Here is a 24,031-nt window from a genome sequence, read left to right on the forward strand (position 1 = left end):
ATCCTCAGATATCCAGTGGCCGGATGAAGTTGGCGAAGGAATAGAGGCGAATGTTGATGCGCCTCAGAAACTCAAAGCTTTTTCCCATGCCGGTGTAAATCGCCACCGCAGCGTGGCCACCTGCAGGAAAAGTATGCCCCTCAGGCACATCGACCGAGATCTGAACAGCGATCCGACCGGGCAGTTTTGGCAATTCAAAGCCGGGCAGGCGGCCTGAGGGCAAGTATTGGCCCTGACGTGTGGCCCACCAGACCGCCTCAACCTTGCCGGTCAGAATTTCCCCGGGATAGAGGTCCAGAGCAACTTCGACTGGTTGGCCGACCTCGACAAATTTCAGGTTCTGCTGGCGGAAGGTGGCTAGAATATAGGGGTCTTCTTCGGTGACAAAGCTGGCAATGGCACCCAGACGAATTTCCCCCACAACCATCCCCGGGCGGGCCTGTTGCGAAACGATCATGCCATTTTCGGGGGCATAGATCGTTGTGTTGTCGAGAAAATACTCGGCCTCGGCCAGCTGCGCCTCAGCCTCAATAATGCCCGTATTCACGCCGTCGATCTGCGAATCCAGCGCAAGGTTGGCCTTTTCCAAATTGGCCTGAGCTTCCTTAATCTTCGCCTGATCTTCCGCGACCTGTTCGTTCCAGCGGTCTAGTTCATCCTGACGGGCACCTCCGGCGGGAACGAGATTCTCGTATCGCGCTTGCTCGGTCAGCGCATAGGCCAACTGCGCGTTTGCGCGTTCGACCGCTTCACCAGCGGCGTTGACATCCTGTTCAAGGATCTTCGCGTTTTGCTGCGCCGCCACCAGCTGTGCATTCGCCTTGTCCACGGCCAGCGAAAACACCGTGTCGTCGAACTTATACAGCGGATCGCCCTTAGTGACCCAGGTGTTGGGCTCGACCAAAACCTCGGACAGGATTGTGGGCTGAGTCAGACGCGGGACGATCTGGATGGTGGAGCGCACGACGTGGCTGTCGACGGAAAAGGGTTGAAAGAAGCGCAGCGCGACCAAAAAGATCAGCAGCAGATGAGCGCCGACCCAGAATGAGACGATCCCCCACATGATGTTGAATTTCAGCCATTGCACCTTGAAGAAGATGAACCAGACAAAAATAATGTAGAAAAGCGTGATGCCTAGGGCGACGAACATGAGTGCTGAATTCCTTTGGCCTTAGGCTTGCTTTGTTTCGTCGGTATCAAGTGGGTCCTGGTATTCCGGTTTGACGGTGCCTCCCAGACGCTTGATTTCATCCCTTATGGCCTTGCGTTCTTCATCAGGGCCGCGGCGCATGTCGACGGTGACGCCGTCGTGAAACGCCCAGATAAAGGCATGCACCCAAGGGACAATCGCCAAAAATCCCATCCATCCCATGATCTTGACCGCTTCGGCATGGGGGTGATTGCGTTTGATCGCGATACGTCCGGGCAGACCCATTATGAATAGAAACAACGCCATCACCGCTGCCAGCAGCAAGATAAGTGCAACAAATGTCAGATAGTCATAGTAGCCCAGCGGCTGCCCCAAAAGTCCCATGCTCGCGCCTCCTGTTGTTGGAAACTGTTCCATCCTCGGGCGCTGTTGTCCAGCTAATCAATCACTTTCTGGCTGATCGGAAGGATGCATCAGCATTCAATAATTTTGGTGTTCCAGTCTATGCACTTCTGATGGAGGTCGCCGGGCAGCGGTAGATCAGTATAAACCATATCAACATCGGATAATGAGGCGATGCGTGCGGGCGCGGTGCGCTGAAACTTTGAAGCATCCGCAACTAGGCTGATCTGCCGGGCTTGTTCAATGATAGTTTGACTGACCAGTACTTCTTGGAGATCGAAATCCATTAGATCCCCATCCGCATCCAATGCGGAACAGCCGATAATCGCGTGATCGAATTTGAACTGGCGGATGGTCGAGACCGCAAGATTCCCGACCAACCCACTATCTGATCTGCGCAGCACACCGCCTGCAACGACGATCTGGCAATCGGGGTTATCGGCCAGTATATTGGCAACGTTCATATTGTTGGTCACGACCATTAGGTTTTTGTGTTTCAGCAATTGGCGGGCAACGGCCTCAGTTGAGGTGCCTATGTTCATAAAGATCGAGCTGCCCTCGGGGATGTCGGCCGCGCAGCGTTCAGCGATGCGTGTCTTGGCTTCATGGTTCAGGGCGCGCCGGTCTTCGTATCCAATATTAGACACGCCAGAACGCAGAACGGCACCCCCGTGAACCCGATCCAACTTACCAGCTTCTGACAGTTCAGTCAGGTCACGGCGAATGGTCTGGACCGTCACGTGAAAACGCTCGGCCAGCCCTTCGACAGTAACGCGGCCCTCTTGCTCGGCGACTAAAAGAATGTCCGATTGGCGAAATGATAGTGACATGGGCGGTCCTGAGTTCCGGAGTTTTCGTTTTTGTTCTAATTTTGCGGTTAAGCAAGGGAATTCGTTAGTTGCATTTATTAATATTCGTTGTTTCAGCTAAAACGAACATTATCGAAAAATAAAGTTGACGATACGAACCATCATGCTGCTAATGCGCTTGAAACTGCCACGTTGGGGAATCAATTGGATATGTCATCGGACAGCAGCCAAGTTACCGATCTTTTTGTGATCGGCGGGGGTATAAATGGGTGCGGTATCGCACGTGATGCGGCAGGTCGGGGCCTATCGGTCACCTTGGCTGAAATGAACGATCTGGCCTCGGCGACGTCGTCAGCCTCGACCAAACTGTTTCATGGCGGGCTACGGTACCTGGAATTTTTTGAATTTCGTTTGGTGCGTGAAGCGCTGGTCGAACGCGAGACCTTACTGCGCGCGATGCCCCATATCAGCTGGCCCATGCGTTTCGTTCTGCCTTATCACGCTGATATGCGTTTTGACTCTGAAACACCGACCTCACGGTTGCTTAGTACTGTGATGCCTTGGATGCGCGGGCGGCGTCCGGCCTGGCTGATCCGGCTTGGCCTGTTTCTGTACGACAATCTGGGCGGTCGTAAAATCCTGCCGGGCACACGTTCGCTGAACCTGCGCGCGGCACCCGAGGGGGCTCCGCTGCAAGACAAATTTGAAACCGCCTATGAATACTCGGACTGCTGGGTCGAGGATTCGCGGCTGGTGGTCCTGAACGCCCGCGATGCCGAGGCACGCGGGGCCAAGATCATGGTCAGGACCGAGGTTCTTTCGGCTGAGCGGATCGATCAAGTGTGGCAAGTCACGATCCGGGATCGGGATAGCGGCAAGACCGAAACCGTCCTTGCGAAGATGTTGATCAATGCGGGCGGACCTTGGGTAGGTGACATCATCCAGACCAAGATCCGGGTCAATTCCCGAGAAGGCGTCCGTCTGGTGCGTGGCAGCCATATCGTGACACCCAAGCTGTTTGACCATGACAAGTGCTATTTCTTTCAGGGCGAAGACGGGCGCATCATCTTTGCGATCCCGTACGAGCAGGATTTTACCTTGATCGGAACCACGGATCAGGATCATTCTGACCCCTCCGAGCCTCCGGTTTGTACCGAGGCCGAGCAGGAGTATCTGTGCGCTTTCGCATCGAATTACTTCGCGAAGCCCGTTACCCGTGAAGATATTGTCTGGACCTATTCAGGCGTCCGACCGCTATATGATGACGGCGCAAGCAGTGCCACGGCGGCTACCCGCGATTACACGCTGAAAGTTGATGCCGAGAGCGGGGCTCCGGTGTTGAATGTCTTTGGTGGTAAAATCACCACCTACAGACGCCTCGCGGAAAGCGCGCTGGAGAAGATTGGAGAGCATTTCCCGGATATTGGCGGACCATGGACCGCAGGCGTCCCATTACCCGGCGGGGATTTTCCGGTCGACGGCGTGCAGGATTTGATCGGAAAACTGATAGCGGAGTACCCGTTCCTGACCGATTTTTGGGCCCGTCGATTGATCCGGGCCTATGGCACCGAGACCTGGGACCTTCTGGGTCCGGCAAAGGATCAGAGCGATCTGGGTGACGATTTTGGCGCGACGTTGACCGAGGCGGAACTGGTTTGGCTGATGGACAAGGAATACGCGCGCACCGCTCAGGATGTCGTGTGGCGGCGCAATAAGCTGGGTCTAAGGCTCAGCCTCGAGCAGATCGGCCGGATAGACGACTGGATGGCCAAACGGTTAACTGACTAGCGCGCGGATCGGTTGATCCGTGCAAAAAAAGAAACGCCCCGCAGATGTGCGGGGCGTATTTCGATTTCAATGCCGGCCCTACGCAGCTTCCTCTGACGGTTCCGGATCGTTCTTGCTGCCTTTGACCCACTCGCGCAGGCTCTGCATCACGGCGTAGAGCACGGGAACCAGAATGACCCCGAACAGCGTCGCAGCCAGCATGCCGCCGAACACGGCGACGCCGATGGCCTTCTGGCTGGCAGCTCCGGCCCCGTTCGCGGCCAGCAGGGGAACCACGCCCAAAAGGAAGGACAGGGCGGTCATCATCACAGCGCGGAAACGCTGATATGCGGCTTCGGCCGCGGCCTCCTTGATTGACAGCCCATTGGCCCTTTGCTCCATCGCGAATTCGACGATCAGAATCCCGTTCTTTGACGCAAGCCCGACAAGCATGATCATCCCGATCTGCGTGTAGAGGTTGATGTCGCTGCCAACGATCGCCACCGCTGCGACGGCACCGAACAAGGCCACGGTCACCGACATTAGGATCGAAACGGGCATCGTCCAACTTTCATATTGGCCGACAAGGAACAGGTACCCAAACAGGATCGCCAACCCAAGGATCACCACGACCAGGCCGCCCGAGGCCAGCTGCTGCTGCGCCGTTCCGGTCCATTCATAGGCATAGCCGGGGGGCAGGGCGGTCGCCGACTCCTCGGTCATGACATTGATGGCGTCCCCGGTGGAGAGCCCCGGTGCCGGAACCGCTGTCACAGTGGCCGAGCGGAACAGGTTATGCCGCTTTAGCAGGACCGGACCCAGCACGTTCTCGATATCGATCAGCGTGCCCAGCGGTACCATCTCACCCTTGTTGGAACGCACGTATAGCTCTGAGATATCGTCGACTTTATTCCGGTACGAGCCTTCGGCCTGGATCATTACGCGATAGACACGACCAAACAGGTTGAAGTCATTCACGTAATACGAGCCAAGCTGAGCTTGCATGGTCTGGAAAATCTCGGCCACCGAGACTTGCAGGGTTTTGGCCTTTTCCCGATCCAGATCAACAAACAATTGTGGGACGTTCGCACGGAAGGTGGTGTAGGCCTGCGCGATCTCGGGCCGCTGGTTTGCGGCGTAGACATAAGACCCAACGGCCGAGGCCAGATCCTGCGGCGAGCCGCCACCGGTCTGCTGTACCTCCATCTCGACCCCTGCGGACATCCCAAGGCCCTGAATGGGTGGCGGGTTGAATGCAACAATCGACGCCGCAGATTCACCATATGCAATTGCCAGAACCTGGTTCAGGATCGCATCCGCGCTGAGCTCGGGCTCCTGCCGCTCTTCCCAGTTGGTCAGGTTGACGAAGATGGCCGCGCCATTGGTAGTGGTCCCGTTCAAAAGCGAGAAGCCGTTGACCAGAACGGTGCTGGATACACCCGGGATCTGCTGAATCTGTTCATCGATCCGCGCAGAAACCGCTTCGGTCCGTTCAAGCGTCGCCGCGTCGGGAAGCTGGATATCGACGAACAGATATCCATTATCTTCCAGCGGAATGAACCCTTTGGACGTGTTGCCCATAATGGTCCCAGTGCCTGCTGCGAACGCCGCAATGATCCCAAGCGAAATGACGGGCAGGATCAACAGCTTTCGCACAATGGCGACATAGCCGCTGCGCATGCCGCCGATAAATTTCTCGAACACAGCCAGCAGCCCTTTGGGTGGCCCTGAGCGTGGCTGCAAGACCAACCCGCACAATGCCGGAGACAAGGTCAACGCGTTGATCGACGAGATCACAACAGCGGTCGAGATCGTGACGGCAAACTGCGAATACAATCGCCCGGATATGCCGGGCATGAACGTCACCGGCACGAACACGGCCAGAAGCACCAGCGTGGTTGCGATGACAGGGCCGGTGATCTGGCCCATGGCCTTGCGGGTTGCCTCGGCAGGGGAAAGGCCTTCGTCGGCGATGATACGCTCGACGTTTTCCACCACAACGATCGCGTCATCCACAACGATCCCGATGGCCAGCACAAGCGCGAACAGAGAGATCGTGTTCAGCGACATGCCAAAAGCCAGCAGGAAGGCAAATGTCCCGATCAATGAAACCGGAATGGCCACCGCTGGAATGATCGTCGCCCGCCAACTGCCGAGGAAGATGAACACAACTGTGATCACCAATATGAATGTCAGGATGAGGGTCGAGACCACGTCATTGAGCGACTGTTCCACGAAATCCGTCGTATTGAATGGAACATCGTATTCGACATCAGTGGGAAAGGATCGTGACAGGCGCTCAAGTTCGGCCTCAACACGTTCGGACACCGCAAGGGCGTTTGCGCCGGGGGCCTGATAGATGCCGATAACGGTCGCAGGAACGCTTTCGAAATAGCCCGAGGCGGAATAGAACTGAGCCCCCAATTCAACCCGCGCAATGTCTTTGACGCGCACAATCGCACCGGCTTCGCCTGTACGGATTACAATATCTCCGAATTCATCGGCCGAGGTCAGGCGGCCTTTGGTCTTGATCGTGTACTGAAAGGTTTGTCCTTCAGGCACAGGAGGCGACCCGATTGAGCCCGCAGAGACTTCGATATTCTGTTCGCGGATGGCATTGATCACATCACCCGGAGTGATTGACAGCGCGGCCATCTTGTCCGGATCCATCCAGATCCGCATGGCGTATTCCAGATTGGTCAGAACATCCGCTTTACCCACGCCCTGAACCCGCGCCAGAGCGTCTTTCAAGTTGATTGAGGCATAGTTCGACAGGAACACACTGTCATATATGCCATTGGGCGAGGTCAGCGTGACCAGCAACAACATGTTGGTTGACGCTTTTTGCGTGACAACACCGGATGAAGTCACTTCGGACGGCAGCGATGCCATCGCCTGTGCCACACGGTTCTGTACGTTGACCGAGGCGATATCGGGGTCGGTGCCCACCTCGAACGTAACGTTCAACGAATACGAACCGTTATCCGATGAGGTCGACGTCATGTAGATCATGTCGTCCACACCGTTGACCTGCGCCTCGATCGGGGCGGCCACGGTGTTTTCCACGGTTTCGGCATTTGCACCTGTATAGGTGGCCGTTACGCTGACCACCGGCGGCGTGATATCGGGAAACTGCGCAACCGGCAGAACCAGATAACCGATCCCGCCCAAAATGGTCAGGACCAGCGAAATGACAAGCGCCAGCTTGGGCCGGCTGATAAACAGGGCTGAGAACATCAGTTATTCTCCGGCTGCTCGGACGCAACGACTGCATCAACGGCGACGCCGGGGCGCACGCGTTGCAGGCCTTCGACGATGACGCTTTCGCCTTCGCGCAGGCCATCTGTGACGATAATCGCCGAATCCACGGTATCTCCGGTTGTGATATAGCGTTGTTCAACCATCTGCTTGTCATTGACGACCAGAACGAATTCGCCGCGCTGATCACGCTGCAGCGCTGCTTGAGGGATCAATACCTGCAGCGTCGGCTCAAGCGCTTCGATCTGAACGTTCACGAAGGCACCATCAACGAGCAGACGCTTGGCATTGTCGAATTGAGCCGTGATCGTAATGGCGCCGGTCAGCGGATCTATGCGGTTGTCGACAAAAATGATTTCGCCGGTTTCATCCAGCTCAGTACCGTTCGGCAGAGTCACATGAACATTCGGGCTTTGGCTGCTTTCAGCTAGCGTGGCCGGGTCTTCGCCAAATTGTTCAAGAACCGACGTGAACTGCTTCTCATTCAACGAAAAATTCACATAGATGGGGGCTTCGCTGACCAGGGTGACAAGCGGCGGATTGTTGGGGCCCACAACATCACCGACACTGGTTTCCACGCGGCCGATGCGGCCCGAAAACGGGGCGTGGATCTGTGTGTAGCTCAGATCAAGCTCGGCCTGTTGGATCGCTGCATTGGCGGCTTTGACCTCGGCCTCGGCGACCAGTTCATTGGCTCGGGCAATGTCACGTTCTGATTCCGGTGTAGCGTCGCGCTTATACAGCTCTTCCTTGCGGGCGAGATCGACTTTGGCCAGTTCAAGGTTTGCCTGCGCCCGATCCAGATCGGCTTTACGCGCCTCAAGCGTGGCTTCGTAAAGATCAGGTTCGATCGTGAATAGCAGGTCATCCTCATTCACCGGAGAGCCATCGTCGACGTTCTGGCTGTCCAGGAAACCACTGACGCGCGCGATAATATCGACCTTGTCGATTGCCTCGGCCCGTCCAATGAAGGTGGCCTGATCGGTGATCTCTTCGGTATAAGCTGCGGCGATCGACACCTTGGGCGCAGGGGCATCACCCTGATCCTGCGCGACCGCTATCTGAGGCAGGCTGGAACATGCAAACAAAGCGGCAGAAACGCCTAGTGCCCTGAAATAGCCGCGTGGGCGGAGTGCTGGCTTCTTAAATGCAAGGGACATGTTGGCGCCTCGTTCAAAGTGAAGATTGCACAACCGGGCAACAGAAACCCCCGGATGAGTCGATTGATTTTATAGGCAGGATGGCGGGTTTGACGCAGTTTCTCAAGCGTGTTGAGGTAATGCGTTGGCAAGAATCGACCCGAAATTTCTTTCCAGTCTGCAGACTTAGCCTGCATCCGCAGGCGTTTACCTGCCCGATGACAATAGGGGCGGGCGAATTTTCTCTGCCAAAAACCAGCAGCGGAGAGGCTTCAGGGCTCCGCTGCGGCATTCATAAATCGAATTTTGTTGTTATTCACGCGTTCCCGCAAACCGCTTCTGCCAGTCTTCGCGCTGTTCGTCCGTGATTTTGGCAAACAGCACGTCGGGAACCGAAAATTCATGGCCAGCGGGCAGGGCGCACAGCGCGGCATCGATATCTTCGGGCCAGCTGGTATTGAGTGTGTTCATCGCACTAAGCATTTTTGCAGACGCATCGGGAATGAACGGCGCGCTCAGAACTGCATAGAGGCGGATCAGGTTCAGCCCCAGCCGCACCTGCGCCGCAGCCTGCACAGGATCTTCCTTAAAGGTAGACCATGGTGCGGCAGCCTGCAGATACTCGTTGCCCGCGACCCAGATCGCTCGCAGCTCTTGCGCGGATTTGCGCACTTCCATCGCTTCCATGTGGCCTTCGTAGGCACGTACTCGGCTATTAAGCTCAGCAATCAGGGTCTGTTCACGTTCGCCATACGCACCACCTTCGGGCACTGCTTCACCGAATTTCGAGCGGCAGAACTTAGTGATCCGGCTGACAAAGTTACCCAGAACATCCGCAAGATCTTTGTTCACCGACTGCTGGAAGTTCTCCCATGTGAACTCGCTGTCGCTGCTTTCTGGCGCATGGCTCAACAGCCACCAGCGCCAGTAGTCGGCGGGCAGAATGTCCAGCGCCTGATCCATGAACACGCCACGGCCCTGTGAGGTCGAGAATTGGCCACCGTCATAGTTCAGGTAGTTGAATGATTTCAGGTGGTCGACCATCTTCCAGGGCTCGCCCGATCCCAGAATGGTGGCCGGGAAAGACAGGGTGTGGAAGGGCACATTGTCCTTGCCCATGAACTGAACGTAACGCACATCTTCTGCGCCTTTGTCGGTGCGCCACCAACGTTCCCAATCGGCATCAGACTTACCATTGGCGTCGGCCCATTCCTTGGCGCAGGCGATGTATTCAATGGGGGCATCGAACCAGACATAGAAGACTTTGCCTTCCATGCCGGGCCAATCTTGATCACCTTTCTTGACTGGTACACCCCAATCCAGATCGCGGGTAATGCCGCGATCCTGCAGGCCGTCGCCATCATGTAACCATTTCTTGGCGATCGAGGTTGTCAGGATCGGCCAGTCTGTCTTGCTGTCGATCCACGCGTCCAACTGATCTTTCATTGCGGATTGACGCAAATACAGATGCTTGGTCTCACGCACCTCAAGATCGGTCGAGCCGCTGATCGCGCTGCGGGGCTCGATCAGGTCGGTCGGGTCTAGCTGCTTGGTACAATTTTCGCACTGATCACCGCGCGCGCGCTCATAACCGCAATTGGGGCAAGTGCCTTCGATATAGCGGTCGGGCAGAAAACGGCCATCGGCGTTGGAATAAACCTGCTTTTCGCTGACTTCCCGGATCAGCCCGGCCTCATCCAGTTTGCCAGCGAAATGTTGGGTCAGTTTACGGTTCTGATCGCTGGACGAGCGGCCAAAGTGATCAAAGCTCAGGCCAAAGCGCTTGGCGATATCGGCCTGTACTGCGTACATGTCAGCGCAATATTCAGCCACAGGTTTGCCCGCTTTGGCGGCGGCCAGCTCGGCCGGGGTGCCGTGCTCGTCGGTTGCACACAGGAACATGACCTCGTTGCCCCGGCCGCGCTGATAGCGAGCGTACAGATCGGCAGGCAATTGCGAGCCGATCAGGTTGCCGAGATGTTTAATCCCGTTGATGTAAGGGATCGCCGAGGTGATGAGAATTCGGGCCATTATGCGCTTCCACGTTTCTGTCTGCGCGCCCGTCTACCTTATGTGGCCAGTAAGAAAAAGCCCGCATTCATACACGCTTGAATTTAACGGGTATTACTACGCGACTTCGTGCATTCCCGCGAGTTTGTGTCGCGTTCGTCAGCGATTTCGCCCCGTGCGTACCAATGGTGTATGATGATCAGGAGAACCCAGCTTAGGGGGAATTTCATTATGCAGAGTTTATGGTTGGGCTGTTGTGCCGCCGTTGCAGCTATTGTATTTACCGCCAGCGCCATCGCCGATCAGAGCGCCACAGATGATCCGGTGCATGCTTTTGATCACGCTATGCTCTCGATCTTTCACCGTGGCCAGGATGCGCTGACGGCTGAAACCCGGCCCGTCATGATTATCGCACGTGATGTCACGGTCATGACCGAAGACGGAGAGGCGAGCTATCCAAGGGATGCGCCAACCTATCAGCATCTGAAGTCCACGTCGCATGTTGTGTTGGGATTGATCGGGGCGGTGACTCCATGGCCTGATGAAAATACCGATGATGAGCGCTGGAAGGCGGAGTTTGCAATTATCATCAATGAGATAGATGTATTTCTTGCGACATTGGGCGGACTGGGCATGACCGAGGGCGACTTGGCGAGCCAGCGCAAAATGCTCGAAACAGCCCGGGCATTTGCTCAAGGTGCACTCGACAAGGATCAGATCACACGTGAAGCGGTTTCGCAGGTGATCAACGACATGCGGCCCATCTGGGCAGAGAATATGGAGAAATCTGCACGTGCGGAGTTGAACGCACTTCATACCGCCGTGTCCGATGCACGCGCAGCCATAAGCGAAGAGGAGTGGGCCAAGATGTATGTGGTGCATCACGGCGGCTCCAGCGTCAAAGACGTCAATGTCGTGCTACTGTACCTACAGCGCGTGATGCCGGAAAAGGTTGCTGCCGGGCAGGTTCTGTTCGCTGAGAACGCACACGGGAACGACGCGTTGGCTGGATACGCCGGATACGTTCGAATGCAGAGGCATGTTGGTGCATGGGTGTTCGGAGACCCTGAACGGATGCGGGTTGACCTGCTGGGATATGAGGCGGGATCAATCCTGGATGAAATGATCCCGGCACCACCGCCAAAGCCCACCGATTAGAGAATTACTCCAGCAGGTGTGAACAGGTAATACGTTTCGCACGGGCGAAAGAAATTGAGCTTAATGTCATGGTTGCAGATTGTAACTGACATTTGGATGTAAATAACCTCAGGTTGAAACACAGAATCACAACCTCTTGAAATTGTAGCAATGACTTCCCATTTGTAGTGTATACAAAAGTATACAATAACGAGGGCAATCTGCTGATGTTTGACTTTTTACTAGAGGGCGCATTTGTGCCCTTTACCTTGGCGCTTGCGCTTCTGTTCGGTCTTCTGGGCCTTGAACTGATCGCATTGGTTTTCGGGGGAAGTCTTCTGGCAGGCGAGGGCGAGGTTGATCTGGACATGGTCGACGCGCCCGATCTGGACGTCGTCGACTTTGATCTGGATATCGACGCCGACATCGATCTGAGTGACTTGGAACTGGCCGAAATTGAAACCGATGTGCCTGCGGCTACGCCCGTCGGCCCGTTTGGCTGGTTGGGCATTGGCAAGATGCCATTCATGATCTGGCTCGTTGTGCTGCTGGCTGGTTTCGGCCTGAGTGGCATTGGCCTGCAACTGGCGCTGCGTGATCTGCTGGGCTTTGACTTACCTGCATGGTTGGCCGCGATTCCGGCCGGAGTGTTCGGCCTATGGTTCGCACGTGGCTTTGGTGGTGTCTTCGCTCGCCTCCTGCCCAAAACCGAAACCGAAGCGATGTCGGAACGGATGCTGGCCCGCCGCCGTGGCGTGATCACTCAGGGTATCGCATCGCGAGGCCGTCCAGCCGAAGTCCGCGTCATGGATCGCTTTGGCAACACGCACTACCTGCGCGCAGAGCCGTTGCAGGACAAAGATTCGCTGGAGCAGGGAACAGAAGTCCTTGTTCTGCGTGATCGACGGCGCGACCGGTTCGTTCTGGTTCGCATGTCAGTTTAACCAAAAAATCTTAACCCCAATCCGGAGGATATTGCATGGAACTATCATTCCTGGCCGTTACAGTTGTGACTATTTTAGCCGTACTCTTGTTCATAGGCCTTGTACTTGGCCGCCTTTATCGACGCGCCACGCGCGAGATCAGCCTGGTGAAAACCGGCGCGGGTGGCAAAAAGGTCATTATGGATGGCGGCGTCATCATCGTACCGTTGCTGCACGAAGTCAGCCCGGTCAACATGAAGACTCTGCGCCTTGAGGTGCAGCGCAGCGGTGAGGCCGCGCTTATCACCAAAGACCGGATGCGTGTCGACGTGGGTGTCGAATTCTACGTCTCGGTGATGGCGACTGAAGAGGGCATCGCGCGCGCCGCGCAAACGCTGGGTGATCGCACTTTTGACGTCGAGCAACTGCGTGAGATGATCGAAGGCAAGCTGATCGACGGTCTGCGTGCCGTGGCCGCTCAGATGACCATGGATGGTCTTCATGAAAACCGCGCCGACTTTGTGCAGGAAGTGCAGAATGCGGTGTCCGAAGACTTGCTGAAGAACGGTTTGTCGCTGGAATCGGTCTCGCTGACTGCGCTCGACCAGACGCCGTTTGAAGCGCTGGACGAGAACAACGCCTTTAACGCCGTGGGTATGCGTAAGCTGGCCGAGGTGATCGCCATATCCAAAAAAGAACGCGCGCAGATCGACGCCGAGGCCGAGGTTGAGGTGCGTCGTGCGGCGATGGAAGCGGAGCGTCAGAAGTTGCTGATCGAACAGGACGAACAGCAGGCGCGCATCGAGCAGGCGCAGAAGGTGGAAACTCTTCGTGTGGCGCAAGAGGCGGAGATCGCTGCGCGAACTGAAGACTCGGTACGCGAAACCGAACGCGCTCGGATTGCCCGTGAAGAGGCCATTCGTTCGGCCGAGATTGAGCGCGAGCGCAAAATCCGCGATGCCGAGATCGCCAAAGAGCGTGAGATCGAAGTCGCGGAACAGGAACGCCAGATCATCATCGCGCAGAAATCCGAAGAGGAAAGCCGCGCGCGCGCATCCGCCGATCTGGCTCGAGCCGAGGCGACCAAAGCAACCGAAGCCGTGGCTACGGCGCGCGAAGTGGCCGAGGCCGAGCGCCAGAAGCAGATTGTTCTGATTGAAGCCACCCGTGAGGCTGAACGCCAGGCCACCGCGATCCGTTTGTCAGCGCAGGCCGAGAAAGAGGCCGCCGCAGATCGCGCCGAAGCCCGCCGCGAGGAAGCGCAGGCCGAAGCAGACGCGTTGAACATTCGCGCCGAGGCCAAGAAGAACGACATGCTGGCCGAGGCGGAAGGTAAGCGTGCGATCGTAGAGGCCGACAATGCCCTGTCACCTGAGCAGATCCGGATGAAGGTCGACTTGACCCGCATTGAAACCATGCCCTCGATCATCTCGGAAATGGTCAAACCGGCCGAAAAAATCGACTCGATCAAAATCCATCAGGTTGGTGGGATCGGAGCTGCCAATGGTGGTGGTGTTTCAAGCGGTGAAAAGCCGGTTGTCAATCAGGCGTTGGATTCGATCATGGGAATGGCCGTGCAGATGCCAGCGCTCAAGAAACTGGGCGAAGAGCTTGGCTTGTCCATGGAGAACGGCGTCGGGGGCGTGGTGAGCGGTGCGCTTGAGAGCACCGTGGACCCAGATGAGGTGGTCGACGCGGTCGAGGACCACGGGCCAGCGGTCCAGCAGTAAACAGAATGGCCGGGATTTCCCGGCCCTTTTTCATTGCTTTTCGCGAGAACCCTTGAGCAGCCTGCCGATGGTAAAGGATGTGCGCGGTGCATAGACATAATTCGTCCGTTTCTCGGGCGTCGGGCGCGAACGCATACGGGCGAGGCCAAAGACAATAAGAAACACATGACCCAATGCAACAAAAGCAAACAGGGCTCCTGGGCCGAATTGCTGGATCAACGTGGATGAGATGTAGGGCGAGGCAATTGCCCCCAATGCATACCAGAACATCAACGCTGCTGCCAATTCAACGCGTTGTTCGGTCGTCGCAAAATCATTCGCATGGGCCGAGGAAACCGAGAAAATCGGAAATGTGGTCAGGCCAAAGAACCCGGCGGCCAGCATAACGCCGACCGTTCCAGTTCCGCTAGCCAACATCGTGACACCGCAGCTTAGCACGGCTGCCACGGACAGCCAGATCAGCACCCAGCGTCGATCATACTTATCTGCGAGCCAACCCAAGGGGTACTGGGCCAGTGCGCCGCCCAGAACGAAAGAGGCCAGAAAGAAGGCAATCTGATCTACGCCCAATCCGACCTCCTGACCGTATACCGGGCCGACCATGCGCAATGATGCCGAACTGAGCGCAGCCACGATAACGCCCGCCACAGCCAGTGGTGAGCTGTGCCAGGCCAGCTTGGGACGCAGGCGCGGGGTGTCCGGTGTCTTGGGTTGGCTGGCGCGAGTTAGGGCCAGCGGCAAGATCGATGCACAGCATAGGATCGCAAGCAGGTTGTATGAAACGTAAGAGGCGGGTGGCAGAACAGCAATGATAAGCTGTGCACAAAGCGAGGCCCCCATATCGGCGATACGGTAGGTGCCCATCGCGCGGCCACGGGTTTCGTTGGTGACCTTGGCGTTCAGCCAAGCCTCGATCACGGTGTAACAACCGGCGACACAGGTGCCCGACGCGATACGCAGGGCGGCCCAGACATAAGGGTTTTCAGTCAGCGTATGCCCCAGCAACCCCATCGCGCCCAAAGCGGTGCAGACCGCAAATGCGCGCGAGTGCCCGACGCTGCCCATAAGCCGCGGAGCCCACCAGCAACCAACAAAGAACCCAATGAAGTGCGATGACCCCAGCAGACCGATCTGTTCGGTCGAAAAATCAAGCGTCAGCCCCGAGATTGCATCCAGCGGACCGACACCGCCCGTTGAGAGCTGCAGCAGAATGACCGAAAGAAAGAGGGCGGCAAATGAAATGATCGTACGCATGATAGGTGCAACTTGACCTTGTCGCCACGAAATGCGCGCGCCTAATCGACGCCCTGACGTCGTTTTTTGCCTTTTTGTGGTTAATCCTGCCGGATGATTTCGGCGTGGATGTCCAGGCCGATCGTGGGTTGTACAAGATCAGGATATCCAGACGCGCCAAACTCATTTCGATTGATCGCCCCCTCTAGCCGGATGGACAGGGTGTCCAAATCATCCACCGCGCTTCCCGGTCTTCGATACAGGTTGGCGCTCAAAGTCACCGGGCGCGTGATACCGCGCACTGTCAGATCGCCGGTCACGGTTGCACCTTCCGAGATACGGCCAGTGGGTCCCAACTGAATCTTGGTCGTGATGAAACGGATGGTGGGGTATTGGGCAGCGTTCAACACACTTTTTCCCAACATCGGACCTCGGGCAAATGGTAGGTTCGTCCGCGCCCGGGCCACGTCCAGCACGACATCGACCCGGCTGTTTTGCAAGCGATTGGTATCAATCAGAATTTGGGCCGACTGTACTGGCATCGTGCCCGTCTGAAGCGCGCCGGACAAATCATAGGTGAAGCCAACGGAACTGCGCGATGCTGCCAGCGCATATGGGGTGAGGGCGGCCATCGCTGCCCGTGCCATTGGTAACGCGCAAAGGCTTGCAATCAGGCTGCGTCGGGTAAGGTTCCTCATGCCATCGCCGTGCGACCGCGCGGGCGCGAGCGTTTCATGAGCATCAGCACGATTGCGATGTTCAGCCCGTTCCAAAGGATGCCATTGATGAAAGCAAGCTGATAACTGCCAGTCACGTCATAGATCCAGCCCGACATCCAACCACCCAGAGCCATGCCGAGGATAGTCATCATCATAACAAAACCCACGCGCGCACCGGCCTCTTGCGGGGGCATATATTCACGTACAATCAGCGCGTAGCTGGGGACGATACCACCCTGGGCCAGCCCGAATAGCATGCTGACGACATAAAGCGAAACCATCCCATCATAAGGGAGAAACAGGAACAGAGCGATACATTGCAGGACCGAGCCAATCAGCAGTGTTGAAAGCCCTCCCAACCGGTCCGCGACAAGCCCCGAGATGATGCGGCTAACCACGCCGCCCAACAGCATCAGAGACAGCATCTCGGCCCCAACGGCTGGGCCATAGCCCAAGCCCACACAATAGGAGACAATATGGACCTGGGGCATCGACATGGCCACGCAGCAGCCGATGCCAGCCAGCCCAAGGATGTACTGCAGGGCGCGGGGTGAAAAGCCGACGCTTTGTGCTTTGACCTGTGCTGCCGCTGCTGCCGTGCCGTGCGCCTCGACGGGGACCTGTCTGCGCAAAAGCAGGGACAGAGGAATGACGGCGACCAGGGTGATGACGGCGAGACTCAGATAAACCTGCTGCCACCCGTCGCGCTGCAGAATGCCCGACAGCAGCGTGGGCCATATCGCGCCAGACAGGTAGTTGCCACTGGCCACCAGTGCCACAGCAATCCCTCGCCTGCGCATGAACCAATGCGAGATATCGGCGATCAGTGGTCCAAATCCGATTGACGTACCGAGCCCCAGCAGAAGATGCGCAACCGACAGCAGCGCGATATTCGGCGCAAGGGTTGCCAGCAGATAGCTTACCGCACTCAGCACAGCGGCGCCGATCAACGCCATTGTCACGCCCAGTCGGTCCACCAGCTTGCCCAGCCACATGTTGCCGAAGGCAAAGCCGATCATGGCGAGCGTATAGGGTATCGACGCTGCGGCTCGGTCCGCGCCAAACTCGGCCTCGATGGCGGGCATGACGACGATCACAGCCCACATGCCCACATTGACCACGGTTGCGATGGCCAGGGTGATCAGCAGGCGAAGCCACGAATATCGGCTGTCATGGATCGGGTGTGTCATGCCGGCACGCTAGGGGGCAAGTCCGGTTTTGGCCAGTCACAAGTTATGTGATCATCGGGGCGTCTTCGGATTTGATCTGCTTTAACTGCAGTCCGGAATGAGGAGCAGCCCGCGTCACGTGCCAACTGGCCGGGGGCAGGGCGCGGGCGCGGCGGCGGGTCAGACACCAACTGCAGGCCTCGTGCCGATAGGTGGGCACCATATGCCAGCGCGTCTCAATCCCCTGTGCGCCACCATCGTCAGGCGTCAGCAATAGCCCCAGCGGAGCCTGTCCCGATATGCCGCCCTGTTCGGCAGCCAGATGCATTCGCCGGACCGGGGTCAGACCCGGCGGGCCGGGCAAATCGCCAATGACCAACGGGGCGGCACCGCTGCGCAAGGCTTCTTCCATGCACCACAACAGGTCTTCAGGTTTGTCAGGGTGGATCAGCAGAAACCGGGACGGATCGGCAAAAGGCAGCATGCCCTCGGGATGCAGCTGCGCCACCTCCCAAGCCGGGGCAATCCACATCACTGGCCCTTGAGTCTGCCCCGCCACCCACAGAGCAAAGCTACGCCGGGCAGGGCCGCAGGCTTCGTGTACACGGGCCAGTTGCAGACTGATCTGTGGGTGCAGGGCCACCCCGGGTGGGGTGCGCGCGGGCTTGCGGCCAAGAAGATTGGTGGACATGCTGATCAAATTAGCATGTTCTCATTTTGTTCTCAATTGGGGAATGCGGTCAACGCGACAGGATTAGACGCCCATCTGCGAACTGGATGTTCGAAAAGCGGTGCAGATACGCCATCCCTAGCAAGGATTGACCCAGATCGCCTTCATTGACCGAGGCCAGGATACCGCGATCGGTGATGGGACCCAAAGACAGGCTGTCCAGCCGGACCGGCGCCGTACGCACAATGCCATTGGCCGTCGAGGCGCGGCCGAGATAGTTCAATTGATCCGTATCGATTCCAATTCGTTCGGCATCTTTCGGGCTGATGACGATATTGCTGGCCCCGGTATCGACCAGAAAGGTCACCGCTGTGCCATTCACCAGCATTGGTAAATAGTAGTGTCCATCATAAGAGCGGGGCACTTCAATCCGCTGATCAGTTACGGTCAGTTGCGGGGTCGGGCTGACGGTTGAACGGATGTCATCCCACAATCCGACAACGGCAATGACACCGATAAAGATAAACACCCAAGCCGCGACCTGCTGCATGGTTTTGCCCAAAGACTGACGGTTCTGAGTGATAAACCACATCAACAGGGCCGCACCCAGCAGAACCAGATAGGTCAAGCGCCCAATATCGTAGCCGTCCATTCAATCACCCGAAATCAGTTGTCTCATACCAATATGGTGTTTCACGAGGCGAAACCAAAGGCTTTGAGGCCATCAAGAATGAACTGAACCGACAGTGCAGCCAGCAGCATACCCAGCAGCCGTGTCAGCACGTTCAGCCCGGTCTTACCTAGAATACGGGCGATCATGCCTCCGGCCAGAAAGAACACAAATACAACCAACATGACGGCAAGCATAACAGCGCAGGCCGCTGCGATCCCAGGGACGCCCGGGTTTTGTCCGGCCAAAAGAATGATTGTTGCGATCGATCCAGGGCCCGCGATCAGGGGTATTGCCAGGGGGAAAACCGAAGGGTCAGAATGATCTTCTTCCTCGGCGCGGTCCTCGCGGCGTTTGGTACGGCGGTCGAACAGCATGTCCAGCGCAGTCAGAAACAAAAGCGCGCCACCTGCAACGCGGAAGGCTTCCATCGAGATGCCGACGAATCCAAGAACCGCTTCACCAAAAGCGGCAAAGGCGATCAGGATGAAAACCGCGGTCAGGCAGCTGCGAATGGCAATCTTACGGCGTGTGGCCGCATCCATGTCCTGCGTCAAGGCAACGAAAATTGGCGTGGTTCCGAAAGGGTCGATCACCACAAACATCGTGGTGAAAGCCGTTATGAAAAAGGCCATGTCGATCATGCTGCGCTCTCTGCCTGTTCCAACCGTTCTGCGGCGGCGACCCATAGGGCTTCAGCCTTTTGCATGGCTTCGACCACCTCGGCGAATTTGCGGTTCCAGGTTTCCAGATCGTTGATCCGGTCATCTTCATAAAGCGCAGGATCCGCCAGCTTGGCAGAAAGCTTGTCGTGCATATTGGTCAGTTTCTCGACCCGGTCTTCGCATTTGCGCAGATCCGCACGCAGGGCCAATACGGTCTCGCGTGACGCACGTTTGGGTTTGGGCGCCTGTAGTTTATCTTTGACCGGTTTCTCGCGGGCCAGCAAAAGAGTGCGATAGGCCTCAAGATCGCCATCGAATGGCTTCACGGTGCCATCCGAGACCAGCCATAGCCGATCAGCGACAAGCGACAGTAGATGCATGTCGTGGCTGACCAAGATGACCGCGCCGGAATAGGCAGTCAGTGCCTCGACCAACGCTTCGCGGCTTTCGATGTCCAGATGGTTCGTCGGTTCGTCAAGGATCAGCATATGCGGCGCGTCGATGGTAGCGATCAGCAGCGACAAGCGCGCCTTTTGTCCGCCCGACAGGCGACCGACCAGCGTTTCCGCTTGATCCGCGTTCAATCCGAACCCCGCCAGACGCGAGCGCCACTTGCCGGGCGCCTCATTGGGGCGTAGGCGGCGCAGGTGATCCAATGGTGTTTCGTCAACATGCAGCTCATCTACTTGATGCTGCGCGAAATAGCCGATGCGCAGCTTGGAGCTTCGGGTCATTTTACCCGCCATCAGGGGTAGGCGGTCAGATAGCAGTTTCGAAAGGGTCGACTTGCCCTGACCATTCTTGCCTAGCAGAGCGATGCGATCATCCTGATCAATACGCAGGTTCAGTCGTCGCAGAACCTCGGTCTCACCATAACCGGTTACCCCTCCTTCAAGTTGAATGATCGGTGGCGACAGTTCTTCTGGCTCGGGGAATGAAAAGGCGCGCAAAGCCGCCTCTTGCGGAGTTGAAACCAGTTGGATGCGCTCGATCATCTTCAAACGAGACTGGGCCTGAACGGCCTTTGACGCCTTATAGCGGAAACGATCCACGAAACTTTGCAGATGTGCGATGCGGGCCTTGGCCTTGGCGTTTTCCGACTCTGCTTGTGCCAGACGTTCAGCGCGACGTTCGGCAAACTTGTCGTAGGGAACCGCGTAATAAGTCAGTTTGCGATCTTCGAGATGCAGAATTGATCCGACGGCGCGGTTCAACAACCCCCGGTCGTGGCTGATGATGATGACGGTGTGAGGGTATTTGGCCAGATAGCTTTCAAGCCACAACGCACCTTCAAGGTCCAGATAGTTGGTCGGTTCGTCCAACAGCAACAGGTCAGGCTGCGAAAACAGTACGGCCGCCAGCGCCACCCTCATGCGCCATCCGCCCGAGAAATCCGAACAGGGTTTCAGCTGATCCTCATCGTCAAAGCCCAGTCCTTTGAGGATCGAGGCTGCCCGAGCCTCAGCCGACCAAGCATCAATATCAGCCAGCCGTGTCTGGATTTCAGCAATGCGGGCCGGATCTGTCGCGCTGTCTGCTTCGGCCATCAATGTGCTGCGTTCCACATCCGCGGCCAGAACGGTGTTGATCAGCGAGACATCCGAGGATGGCACCTCTTGCGCCACACCGCCGATCCGCGCGCGTTTTGGCAGGGATATATTGCCTGTTTCAAGCGACAGCTCGCCCCGGATCAACCGAAAGAGCGTCGTTTTCCCGGTACCATTGCGCCCGACAAGGCCGACCTTGTGGCCATCGGGAATGGTCGCACTGGCCCCGTCGAACAGAGGACGGCCTTCAACGGCGTATGTGATGTTCTCGATCCGTAGCATGAGGCGCTCTTATCAGAGCATCCAAGACGCCGCCAGAGGTCGCCATGTTCAATTCAGAAGCGATGTGTTAGCGCTGTTCCGGTTCGTCCTCCAATTGGTTTCGCTATGCGTGCGGCTCAAACTCCTCCGACCCTGATAACGCTGATCTTTGCGACGGCATTGTCAGTTCTGACATTGAACATGTTCCTGCCGTCGCTGGCGCATATGAGCGAAGATTTTGGTGTGGATTATGGCCTGATGAACGTTTCCGTGGCCGGGTATCTCTGTGTCTCGGGGGTCTTGCAGTTGATCGTTGGGCCGTTGTCAGATCGCTATGGGCGCAGGCCAGTCCTGCTGATCGCAATGGCTGTTTTTGTTGCTGCATCAATTGGATGCGTCTTGGCCGAGTCGATCTGGGCTTTCCTCTCGTTCCGAATGATTCAGGCCGCAGTGGTGGCCGGGCCCGTGTTGTCGAGTGCCTCAATCCGCGACCGATATCCCCCAAACGAGGCCGCCAGCAAACTCGGCTATGTTGCGATGGCCATGGCACTGGCACCGATGCTTGGGCCAATGCTGGGCGGCGCACTGGACATGCTGTTTGGTTGGCGAGCCGGGTTCGTGCTGTATTCGCTGCTTGGGGCAGGGGTGCTGCTGCTGCTTTGGTTCGACATGGGAGAGACCAACACCAATCGATCTTCCACCCTTGTGGCGCAGATGCGCGAGTACCCGCACTTGTTCCGCGCGCGTAGATTCTGGGGTTACGCCTTATGCGCATCGTTTTCCATTGGCGGGTTTTTCAGCTTTATTACCGGAGCACCTCTGGTCGCTGCGGCGTGGTTTGATCTGAGCCCTGCAATGCTGGGCCTTGGCATCGGGATCATTACTGGCGGGTTCATGGTCGGCAACTTTGTGACAGGACGCATCGCCAAGCACACTCAGCTCACCACAATGATCCTGATCGGTCGGATCGTGGCATCTGTCGGGCCATTCTGGGGGCTGTTGCTGTTCATCGGCAACATGGGCTCGGTCTGGGTGTTTTTTGGATCGGCCATCTGCGTCGGGTTCGGCAATGGCCTGACTAATGCAAATGCCTCGGCCGGGGTGATGTCGGTGCGCCCAAAACTGGCTGGCAGCGCGGCGGGCTTGTCGGGCGCGTTAATCGTGGCGTTAGGGGCTGTTTTGACGCTGATAACCGGGACATTTGTAAGCCCTGAAAACGGGCCCTATCTGGTGCTGGGTATGATGTTTGGCAGCAGCTTCGCAGGCCTTTTGGCGGTGCTCTACGTCCGAAGGCTTGACCGTACCGACCCGCTGCCCGATGCGATCTGAGTGATAAACGATCATAACGCTTTTCATGAGGCAAATACCATGTTAGGCGGCGCGCGATGGATTTCGGCGCGGGTATCGCGCCCTTAAGTCAAGGAGAGGCCAATATGGCACTGGAACGCACATTCTCGATCATCAAACCCGATGCAACCCGCCGCAACCTGACTGGCAAGATCAATGCCAAGTTCGAAGAAGCTGGCCTGCGCATCGTTGCGCAAAAGCGCATCCACATGACCAAAGCCCAAGCAGGCAAGTTCTATGACGTGCACGCCGAGCGTCCGTTCTATGACGAACTGTGCGAATTCATGTCGTCGGCCCCTGTTGTTGTTCAGGTTCTGGAAGGCGAAGGTGCCATTGCCAAGAACCGTGAAGTCATGGGTGCAACCAACCCTGCAGACGCAGCACCTGGCACCATCCGCGCCGAGTTCGCTGAATCGGTCGGTGAAAACTCGGTCCACGGTTCGGACGCTCCGGAAACTGCCGCGGTTGAGATCGCCTACTTCTTCTCGGGCATCGAACTGGTCGGTTAATCGGCCGTCAGATCACAGCTTTAGGCCGTACCCCATATCGGGTGCGGCCTTTCTTATGAGGGCAGGGCTCAAGAGTGTTTGTCCGCATTGCTTTAGTCGACAGGAGCGAAATGCCGTCATGAGCACAAACAAACGCATTGTTCTTTCCAGTGATCACGCTGCAATCGACCTCAGGCAGGCTATCTCTGCTTACGTTGAATCCCAAGGTTGGGAGGCCGTAGATATCGGTCCGACCACATCGGAAAGCACTCATTATCCCGAACACGGAGCCGCCGCCGCGCGCCTCGTGGCATCGGGTGATTGTCGCTTTGGTATCATCCTGTGTGGCACCGGGCAGGGCATCATGATAGCGGCCAACAAAATCAACGGCGTCAGATGTGGTGTTTGCAGTGATGTCTTTTCGGCCCAGATGATCCGGCAGCACAATGACGCAAACATGCTCTCGCTGGGGGCGCGGATTCTCGATGAAAAGCAAGCACTGGAAATCACGGCTGCTTTCCTGACATCCGAATTTGAAGGTGGTCGCCACGCAATGCGGGTCGATATGATCGGGGCGCTCGAAGCCTAGTCTGCCGCCAAATCCTTGGCCGATATACGCACGCCCAAAGCATCAAGATCGGCAATCATCTGATGCTTTGGTGCTATGCTGACTCCGGCCTTGATCGCATCGAACCGTTCGCGCAAGGCCTTCTTTTCCTCGCCCTTGCAGTCATTCCAGGGGCGACCTTGCAAGCCCATGACCAATACATAATAGCCGATGAAATGAGGGCGCGTTCCGGCCTGCAATAGGCGCGAATAAGCCTCGTCTGCTCCCAACGCGCGCAACTCCTGAGCTGTCATAATGCCCGCTCGTGCGCAGGCTTGTTCGAATGCCGGGCCAAGATTGCGGATGGAGGAGATCGGATCAGACATGCCT

Annotated in this window: 21 protein-coding genes; 7 read left to right on the forward strand and 14 right to left on the reverse strand. The window is 57.1% G+C overall.

Translation table 11 applies throughout. The annotated features are described in order from the left end of the window. Positions 1–4: 4 nt before the first annotated feature. The 3 genes from ACR0BI_RS01090 to ACR0BI_RS01100 all read right to left on the reverse strand — a co-directional run bounded on the left by ACR0BI_RS01090 (position 5) and on the right by ACR0BI_RS01100 (position 2,382). Entirely contained in the window at positions 5–1,150 is a 1,146-nt protein-coding gene (locus ACR0BI_RS01090; RefSeq protein ID WP_480561672.1) for an HlyD family secretion protein, read from the reverse strand. A 21-nt stretch (positions 1,151–1,171) separates the two neighbouring features. After that, entirely contained in the window at positions 1,172–1,534 is a 363-nt protein-coding gene (locus tag ACR0BI_RS01095; RefSeq protein WP_170393336.1) for a DUF3302 domain-containing protein, read from the reverse strand. Between the two features lie 89 nt (positions 1,535–1,623). Then, positions 1,624–2,382 carry a DeoR/GlpR family DNA-binding transcription regulator gene (locus ACR0BI_RS01100; RefSeq protein ID WP_170510387.1) on the reverse strand — a complete coding sequence of 253 codons (759 nt, stop codon included), beginning with the start codon at positions 2,380–2,382 and terminating at the stop codon, positions 1,624–1,626. A gap of 189 nt (positions 2,383–2,571) precedes the next feature. Between ACR0BI_RS01100 and glpD the strand changes: the two genes are divergently transcribed. After that, positions 2,572–4,149, forward strand: coding sequence for a glycerol-3-phosphate dehydrogenase (glpD, locus tag ACR0BI_RS01105; RefSeq protein ID WP_480561849.1), 1,578 nt, complete (start codon positions 2,572–2,574; stop codon positions 4,147–4,149). Between the two features lie 78 nt (positions 4,150–4,227). Here the strand turns inward: glpD and ACR0BI_RS01110 are convergent, their stop codons facing one another. The 3 genes from ACR0BI_RS01110 to metG all read right to left on the reverse strand — a co-directional run bounded on the left by ACR0BI_RS01110 (position 4,228) and on the right by metG (position 10,556). Next, positions 4,228–7,365, reverse strand: a complete 3,138-nt coding sequence (locus ACR0BI_RS01110; protein ID WP_480561671.1) for an efflux RND transporter permease subunit — start codon at positions 7,363–7,365, stop codon at positions 4,228–4,230. Beyond that, the gene (locus ACR0BI_RS01115; protein ID WP_170393332.1) at positions 7,365–8,546 is read right to left on the reverse strand and encodes an efflux RND transporter periplasmic adaptor subunit; all 1,182 of its coding nucleotides are present in this window, start codon (positions 8,544–8,546) and stop codon (positions 7,365–7,367) included. The genes ACR0BI_RS01110 and ACR0BI_RS01115 overlap by 1 nt, the downstream gene beginning before the upstream one ends. A 291-nt stretch (positions 8,547–8,837) precedes the next feature. Beyond that, the gene (metG, locus tag ACR0BI_RS01120) at positions 8,838–10,556 is read right to left on the reverse strand and encodes a methionine--tRNA ligase (RefSeq protein WP_480561670.1); all 1,719 of its coding nucleotides are present in this window, start codon (positions 10,554–10,556) and stop codon (positions 8,838–8,840) included. Positions 10,557–10,766: 210 nt separating this feature from the next. On the opposite strand from metG, the gene ACR0BI_RS01125 reads away from it, so the two are divergent. The 3 genes from ACR0BI_RS01125 to ACR0BI_RS01135 all read left to right on the forward strand — a co-directional run bounded on the left by ACR0BI_RS01125 (position 10,767) and on the right by ACR0BI_RS01135 (position 14,325). After that, the gene (locus ACR0BI_RS01125; protein WP_480561669.1) at positions 10,767–11,693 is read left to right on the forward strand and encodes a hypothetical protein; all 927 of its coding nucleotides are present in this window, start codon (positions 10,767–10,769) and stop codon (positions 11,691–11,693) included. 206 nt (positions 11,694–11,899) lie between these two features. Next, on the forward strand, positions 11,900–12,616 hold the full coding sequence (locus tag ACR0BI_RS01130) for an OB-fold-containig protein (RefSeq protein ID WP_170510375.1): 717 nt from the start codon (positions 11,900–11,902) through the stop codon (positions 12,614–12,616). Positions 12,617–12,651: 35 nt separating this feature from the next. Further along, on the forward strand, positions 12,652–14,325 hold the full coding sequence (locus ACR0BI_RS01135) for a flotillin family protein (protein ID WP_480561668.1): 1,674 nt from the start codon (positions 12,652–12,654) through the stop codon (positions 14,323–14,325). A 30-nt stretch (positions 14,326–14,355) separates the two neighbouring features. On the opposite strand, the gene ACR0BI_RS01140 is transcribed toward ACR0BI_RS01135, so the two are convergent. From ACR0BI_RS01140 to ACR0BI_RS01170, 7 genes are all read right to left on the reverse strand, one after another. Next, the gene (locus ACR0BI_RS01140; RefSeq protein ID WP_170393328.1) at positions 14,356–15,579 is read right to left on the reverse strand and encodes an MFS transporter; all 1,224 of its coding nucleotides are present in this window, start codon (positions 15,577–15,579) and stop codon (positions 14,356–14,358) included. 80 nt (positions 15,580–15,659) lie between these two features. Beyond that, positions 15,660–16,205 carry a YceI family protein gene (locus ACR0BI_RS01145; protein ID WP_480590666.1) on the reverse strand — a complete coding sequence of 182 codons (546 nt, stop codon included), beginning with the start codon at positions 16,203–16,205 and terminating at the stop codon, positions 15,660–15,662. 47 nt (positions 16,206–16,252) lie between these two features. Next, positions 16,253–17,467 carry an MFS transporter gene (locus tag ACR0BI_RS01150; protein WP_480561667.1) on the reverse strand — a complete coding sequence of 405 codons (1,215 nt, stop codon included), beginning with the start codon at positions 17,465–17,467 and terminating at the stop codon, positions 16,253–16,255. Positions 17,468–17,510: 43 nt separating this feature from the next. After that, the gene (locus ACR0BI_RS01155; protein ID WP_223118162.1) at positions 17,511–18,137 is read right to left on the reverse strand and encodes an ImuA family protein; all 627 of its coding nucleotides are present in this window, start codon (positions 18,135–18,137) and stop codon (positions 17,511–17,513) included. A gap of 49 nt (positions 18,138–18,186) precedes the next feature. Continuing rightward, positions 18,187–18,768 (reverse strand): retropepsin-like aspartic protease family protein, encoded by a 582-nt coding sequence (locus tag ACR0BI_RS01160; protein WP_480561666.1) that lies wholly within the window; start codon positions 18,766–18,768, stop codon positions 18,187–18,189. A gap of 41 nt (positions 18,769–18,809) precedes the next feature. Then, positions 18,810–19,430, reverse strand: a complete 621-nt coding sequence (locus ACR0BI_RS01165; protein ID WP_170393323.1) for a MarC family protein — start codon at positions 19,428–19,430, stop codon at positions 18,810–18,812. Further along, a complete protein-coding gene (locus ACR0BI_RS01170; RefSeq protein WP_480561665.1) occupies positions 19,427–21,280 on the reverse strand; it encodes an ABC-F family ATP-binding cassette domain-containing protein in 1,854 nt (617 codons plus the stop codon). Before ACR0BI_RS01170 ends, ACR0BI_RS01165 begins: the two co-directional genes overlap by 4 nt. Positions 21,281–21,385: 105 nt before the next feature. Here ACR0BI_RS01170 and ACR0BI_RS01175 point away from each other — a divergent pair, with 105 nt between their 5' ends. From ACR0BI_RS01175 to rpiB, 3 genes are all read left to right on the forward strand, one after another. Next, positions 21,386–22,588 (forward strand): multidrug effflux MFS transporter, encoded by a 1,203-nt coding sequence (locus tag ACR0BI_RS01175; protein WP_480561664.1) that lies wholly within the window; start codon positions 21,386–21,388, stop codon positions 22,586–22,588. Positions 22,589–22,692: 104 nt separating this feature from the next. Continuing rightward, positions 22,693–23,115 (forward strand): nucleoside-diphosphate kinase, encoded by a 423-nt coding sequence (gene ndk, locus ACR0BI_RS01180; protein ID WP_008757405.1) that lies wholly within the window; start codon positions 22,693–22,695, stop codon positions 23,113–23,115. Positions 23,116–23,233: 118 nt separating this feature from the next. After that, positions 23,234–23,683, forward strand: coding sequence for a ribose 5-phosphate isomerase B (gene rpiB, locus ACR0BI_RS01185; RefSeq protein WP_170563093.1), 450 nt, complete (start codon positions 23,234–23,236; stop codon positions 23,681–23,683). On the opposite strand, the gene ACR0BI_RS01190 is transcribed toward rpiB, so the two are convergent. Next, positions 23,680–24,027: a TfoX/Sxy family protein gene (locus ACR0BI_RS01190; RefSeq protein WP_170563089.1), complete on the reverse strand. Its 348-nt coding sequence runs from the start codon at positions 24,025–24,027 to the stop codon at positions 23,680–23,682. The genes rpiB and ACR0BI_RS01190 overlap by 4 nt on opposite strands. Positions 24,028–24,031: the final 4 nt, after the last annotated feature.

Source organism: Ruegeria sp. E5 (assembly GCF_056534105.1).

What these genes read in the sequence shown, in the direction of transcription:
- ACR0BI_RS01090 (WP_480561672.1), bottom strand. Translation starts at nt 1,150, where the DNA reads ATGTTCGTCGCCCTAGGCATCACGCTTTTCTACATTATTTTTGTCTGG.
- ACR0BI_RS01095 (WP_170393336.1), bottom strand. Translation starts at nt 1,534, where the DNA reads ATGGGACTTTTGGGGCAGCCGCTGGGCTACTATGACTATCTGACATTT.
- ACR0BI_RS01100 (WP_170510387.1), bottom strand. Translation starts at nt 2,382, where the DNA reads ATGTCACTATCATTTCGCCAATCGGACATTCTTTTAGTCGCCGAGCAA.
- glpD (WP_480561849.1), top strand. Translation starts at nt 2,572, where the DNA reads ATGTCATCGGACAGCAGCCAAGTTACCGATCTTTTTGTGATCGGCGGG.
- ACR0BI_RS01110 (WP_480561671.1), bottom strand. Translation starts at nt 7,365, where the DNA reads ATGTTCTCAGCCCTGTTTATCAGCCGGCCCAAGCTGGCGCTTGTCATT.
- ACR0BI_RS01115 (WP_170393332.1), bottom strand. Translation starts at nt 8,546, where the DNA reads ATGTCCCTTGCATTTAAGAAGCCAGCACTCCGCCCACGCGGCTATTTC.
- metG (WP_480561670.1), bottom strand. Translation starts at nt 10,556, where the DNA reads ATGGCCCGAATTCTCATCACCTCGGCGATCCCTTACATCAACGGGATT.
- ACR0BI_RS01125 (WP_480561669.1), top strand. Translation starts at nt 10,767, where the DNA reads ATGCAGAGTTTATGGTTGGGCTGTTGTGCCGCCGTTGCAGCTATTGTA.
- ACR0BI_RS01130 (WP_170510375.1), top strand. Translation starts at nt 11,900, where the DNA reads ATGTTTGACTTTTTACTAGAGGGCGCATTTGTGCCCTTTACCTTGGCG.
- ACR0BI_RS01135 (WP_480561668.1), top strand. Translation starts at nt 12,652, where the DNA reads ATGGAACTATCATTCCTGGCCGTTACAGTTGTGACTATTTTAGCCGTA.
- ACR0BI_RS01140 (WP_170393328.1), bottom strand. Translation starts at nt 15,579, where the DNA reads ATGCGTACGATCATTTCATTTGCCGCCCTCTTTCTTTCGGTCATTCTG.
- ACR0BI_RS01145 (WP_480590666.1), bottom strand. Translation starts at nt 16,205, where the DNA reads ATGGCACGGGCAGCGATGGCCGCCCTCACCCCATATGCGCTGGCAGCA.
- ACR0BI_RS01150 (WP_480561667.1), bottom strand. Translation starts at nt 17,467, where the DNA reads ATGACACACCCGATCCATGACAGCCGATATTCGTGGCTTCGCCTGCTG.
- ACR0BI_RS01155 (WP_223118162.1), bottom strand. Translation starts at nt 18,137, where the DNA reads ATGTCCACCAATCTTCTTGGCCGCAAGCCCGCGCGCACCCCACCCGGG.
- ACR0BI_RS01160 (WP_480561666.1), bottom strand. Translation starts at nt 18,768, where the DNA reads ATGGACGGCTACGATATTGGGCGCTTGACCTATCTGGTTCTGCTGGGT.
- ACR0BI_RS01165 (WP_170393323.1), bottom strand. Translation starts at nt 19,430, where the DNA reads ATGATCGACATGGCCTTTTTCATAACGGCTTTCACCACGATGTTTGTG.
- ACR0BI_RS01170 (WP_480561665.1), bottom strand. Translation starts at nt 21,280, where the DNA reads ATGCTACGGATCGAGAACATCACATACGCCGTTGAAGGCCGTCCTCTG.
- ACR0BI_RS01175 (WP_480561664.1), top strand. Translation starts at nt 21,386, where the DNA reads ATGCGTGCGGCTCAAACTCCTCCGACCCTGATAACGCTGATCTTTGCG.
- ndk (WP_008757405.1), top strand. Translation starts at nt 22,693, where the DNA reads ATGGCACTGGAACGCACATTCTCGATCATCAAACCCGATGCAACCCGC.
- rpiB (WP_170563093.1), top strand. Translation starts at nt 23,234, where the DNA reads ATGAGCACAAACAAACGCATTGTTCTTTCCAGTGATCACGCTGCAATC.
- ACR0BI_RS01190 (WP_170563089.1), bottom strand. Translation starts at nt 24,027, where the DNA reads ATGTCTGATCCGATCTCCTCCATCCGCAATCTTGGCCCGGCATTCGAA.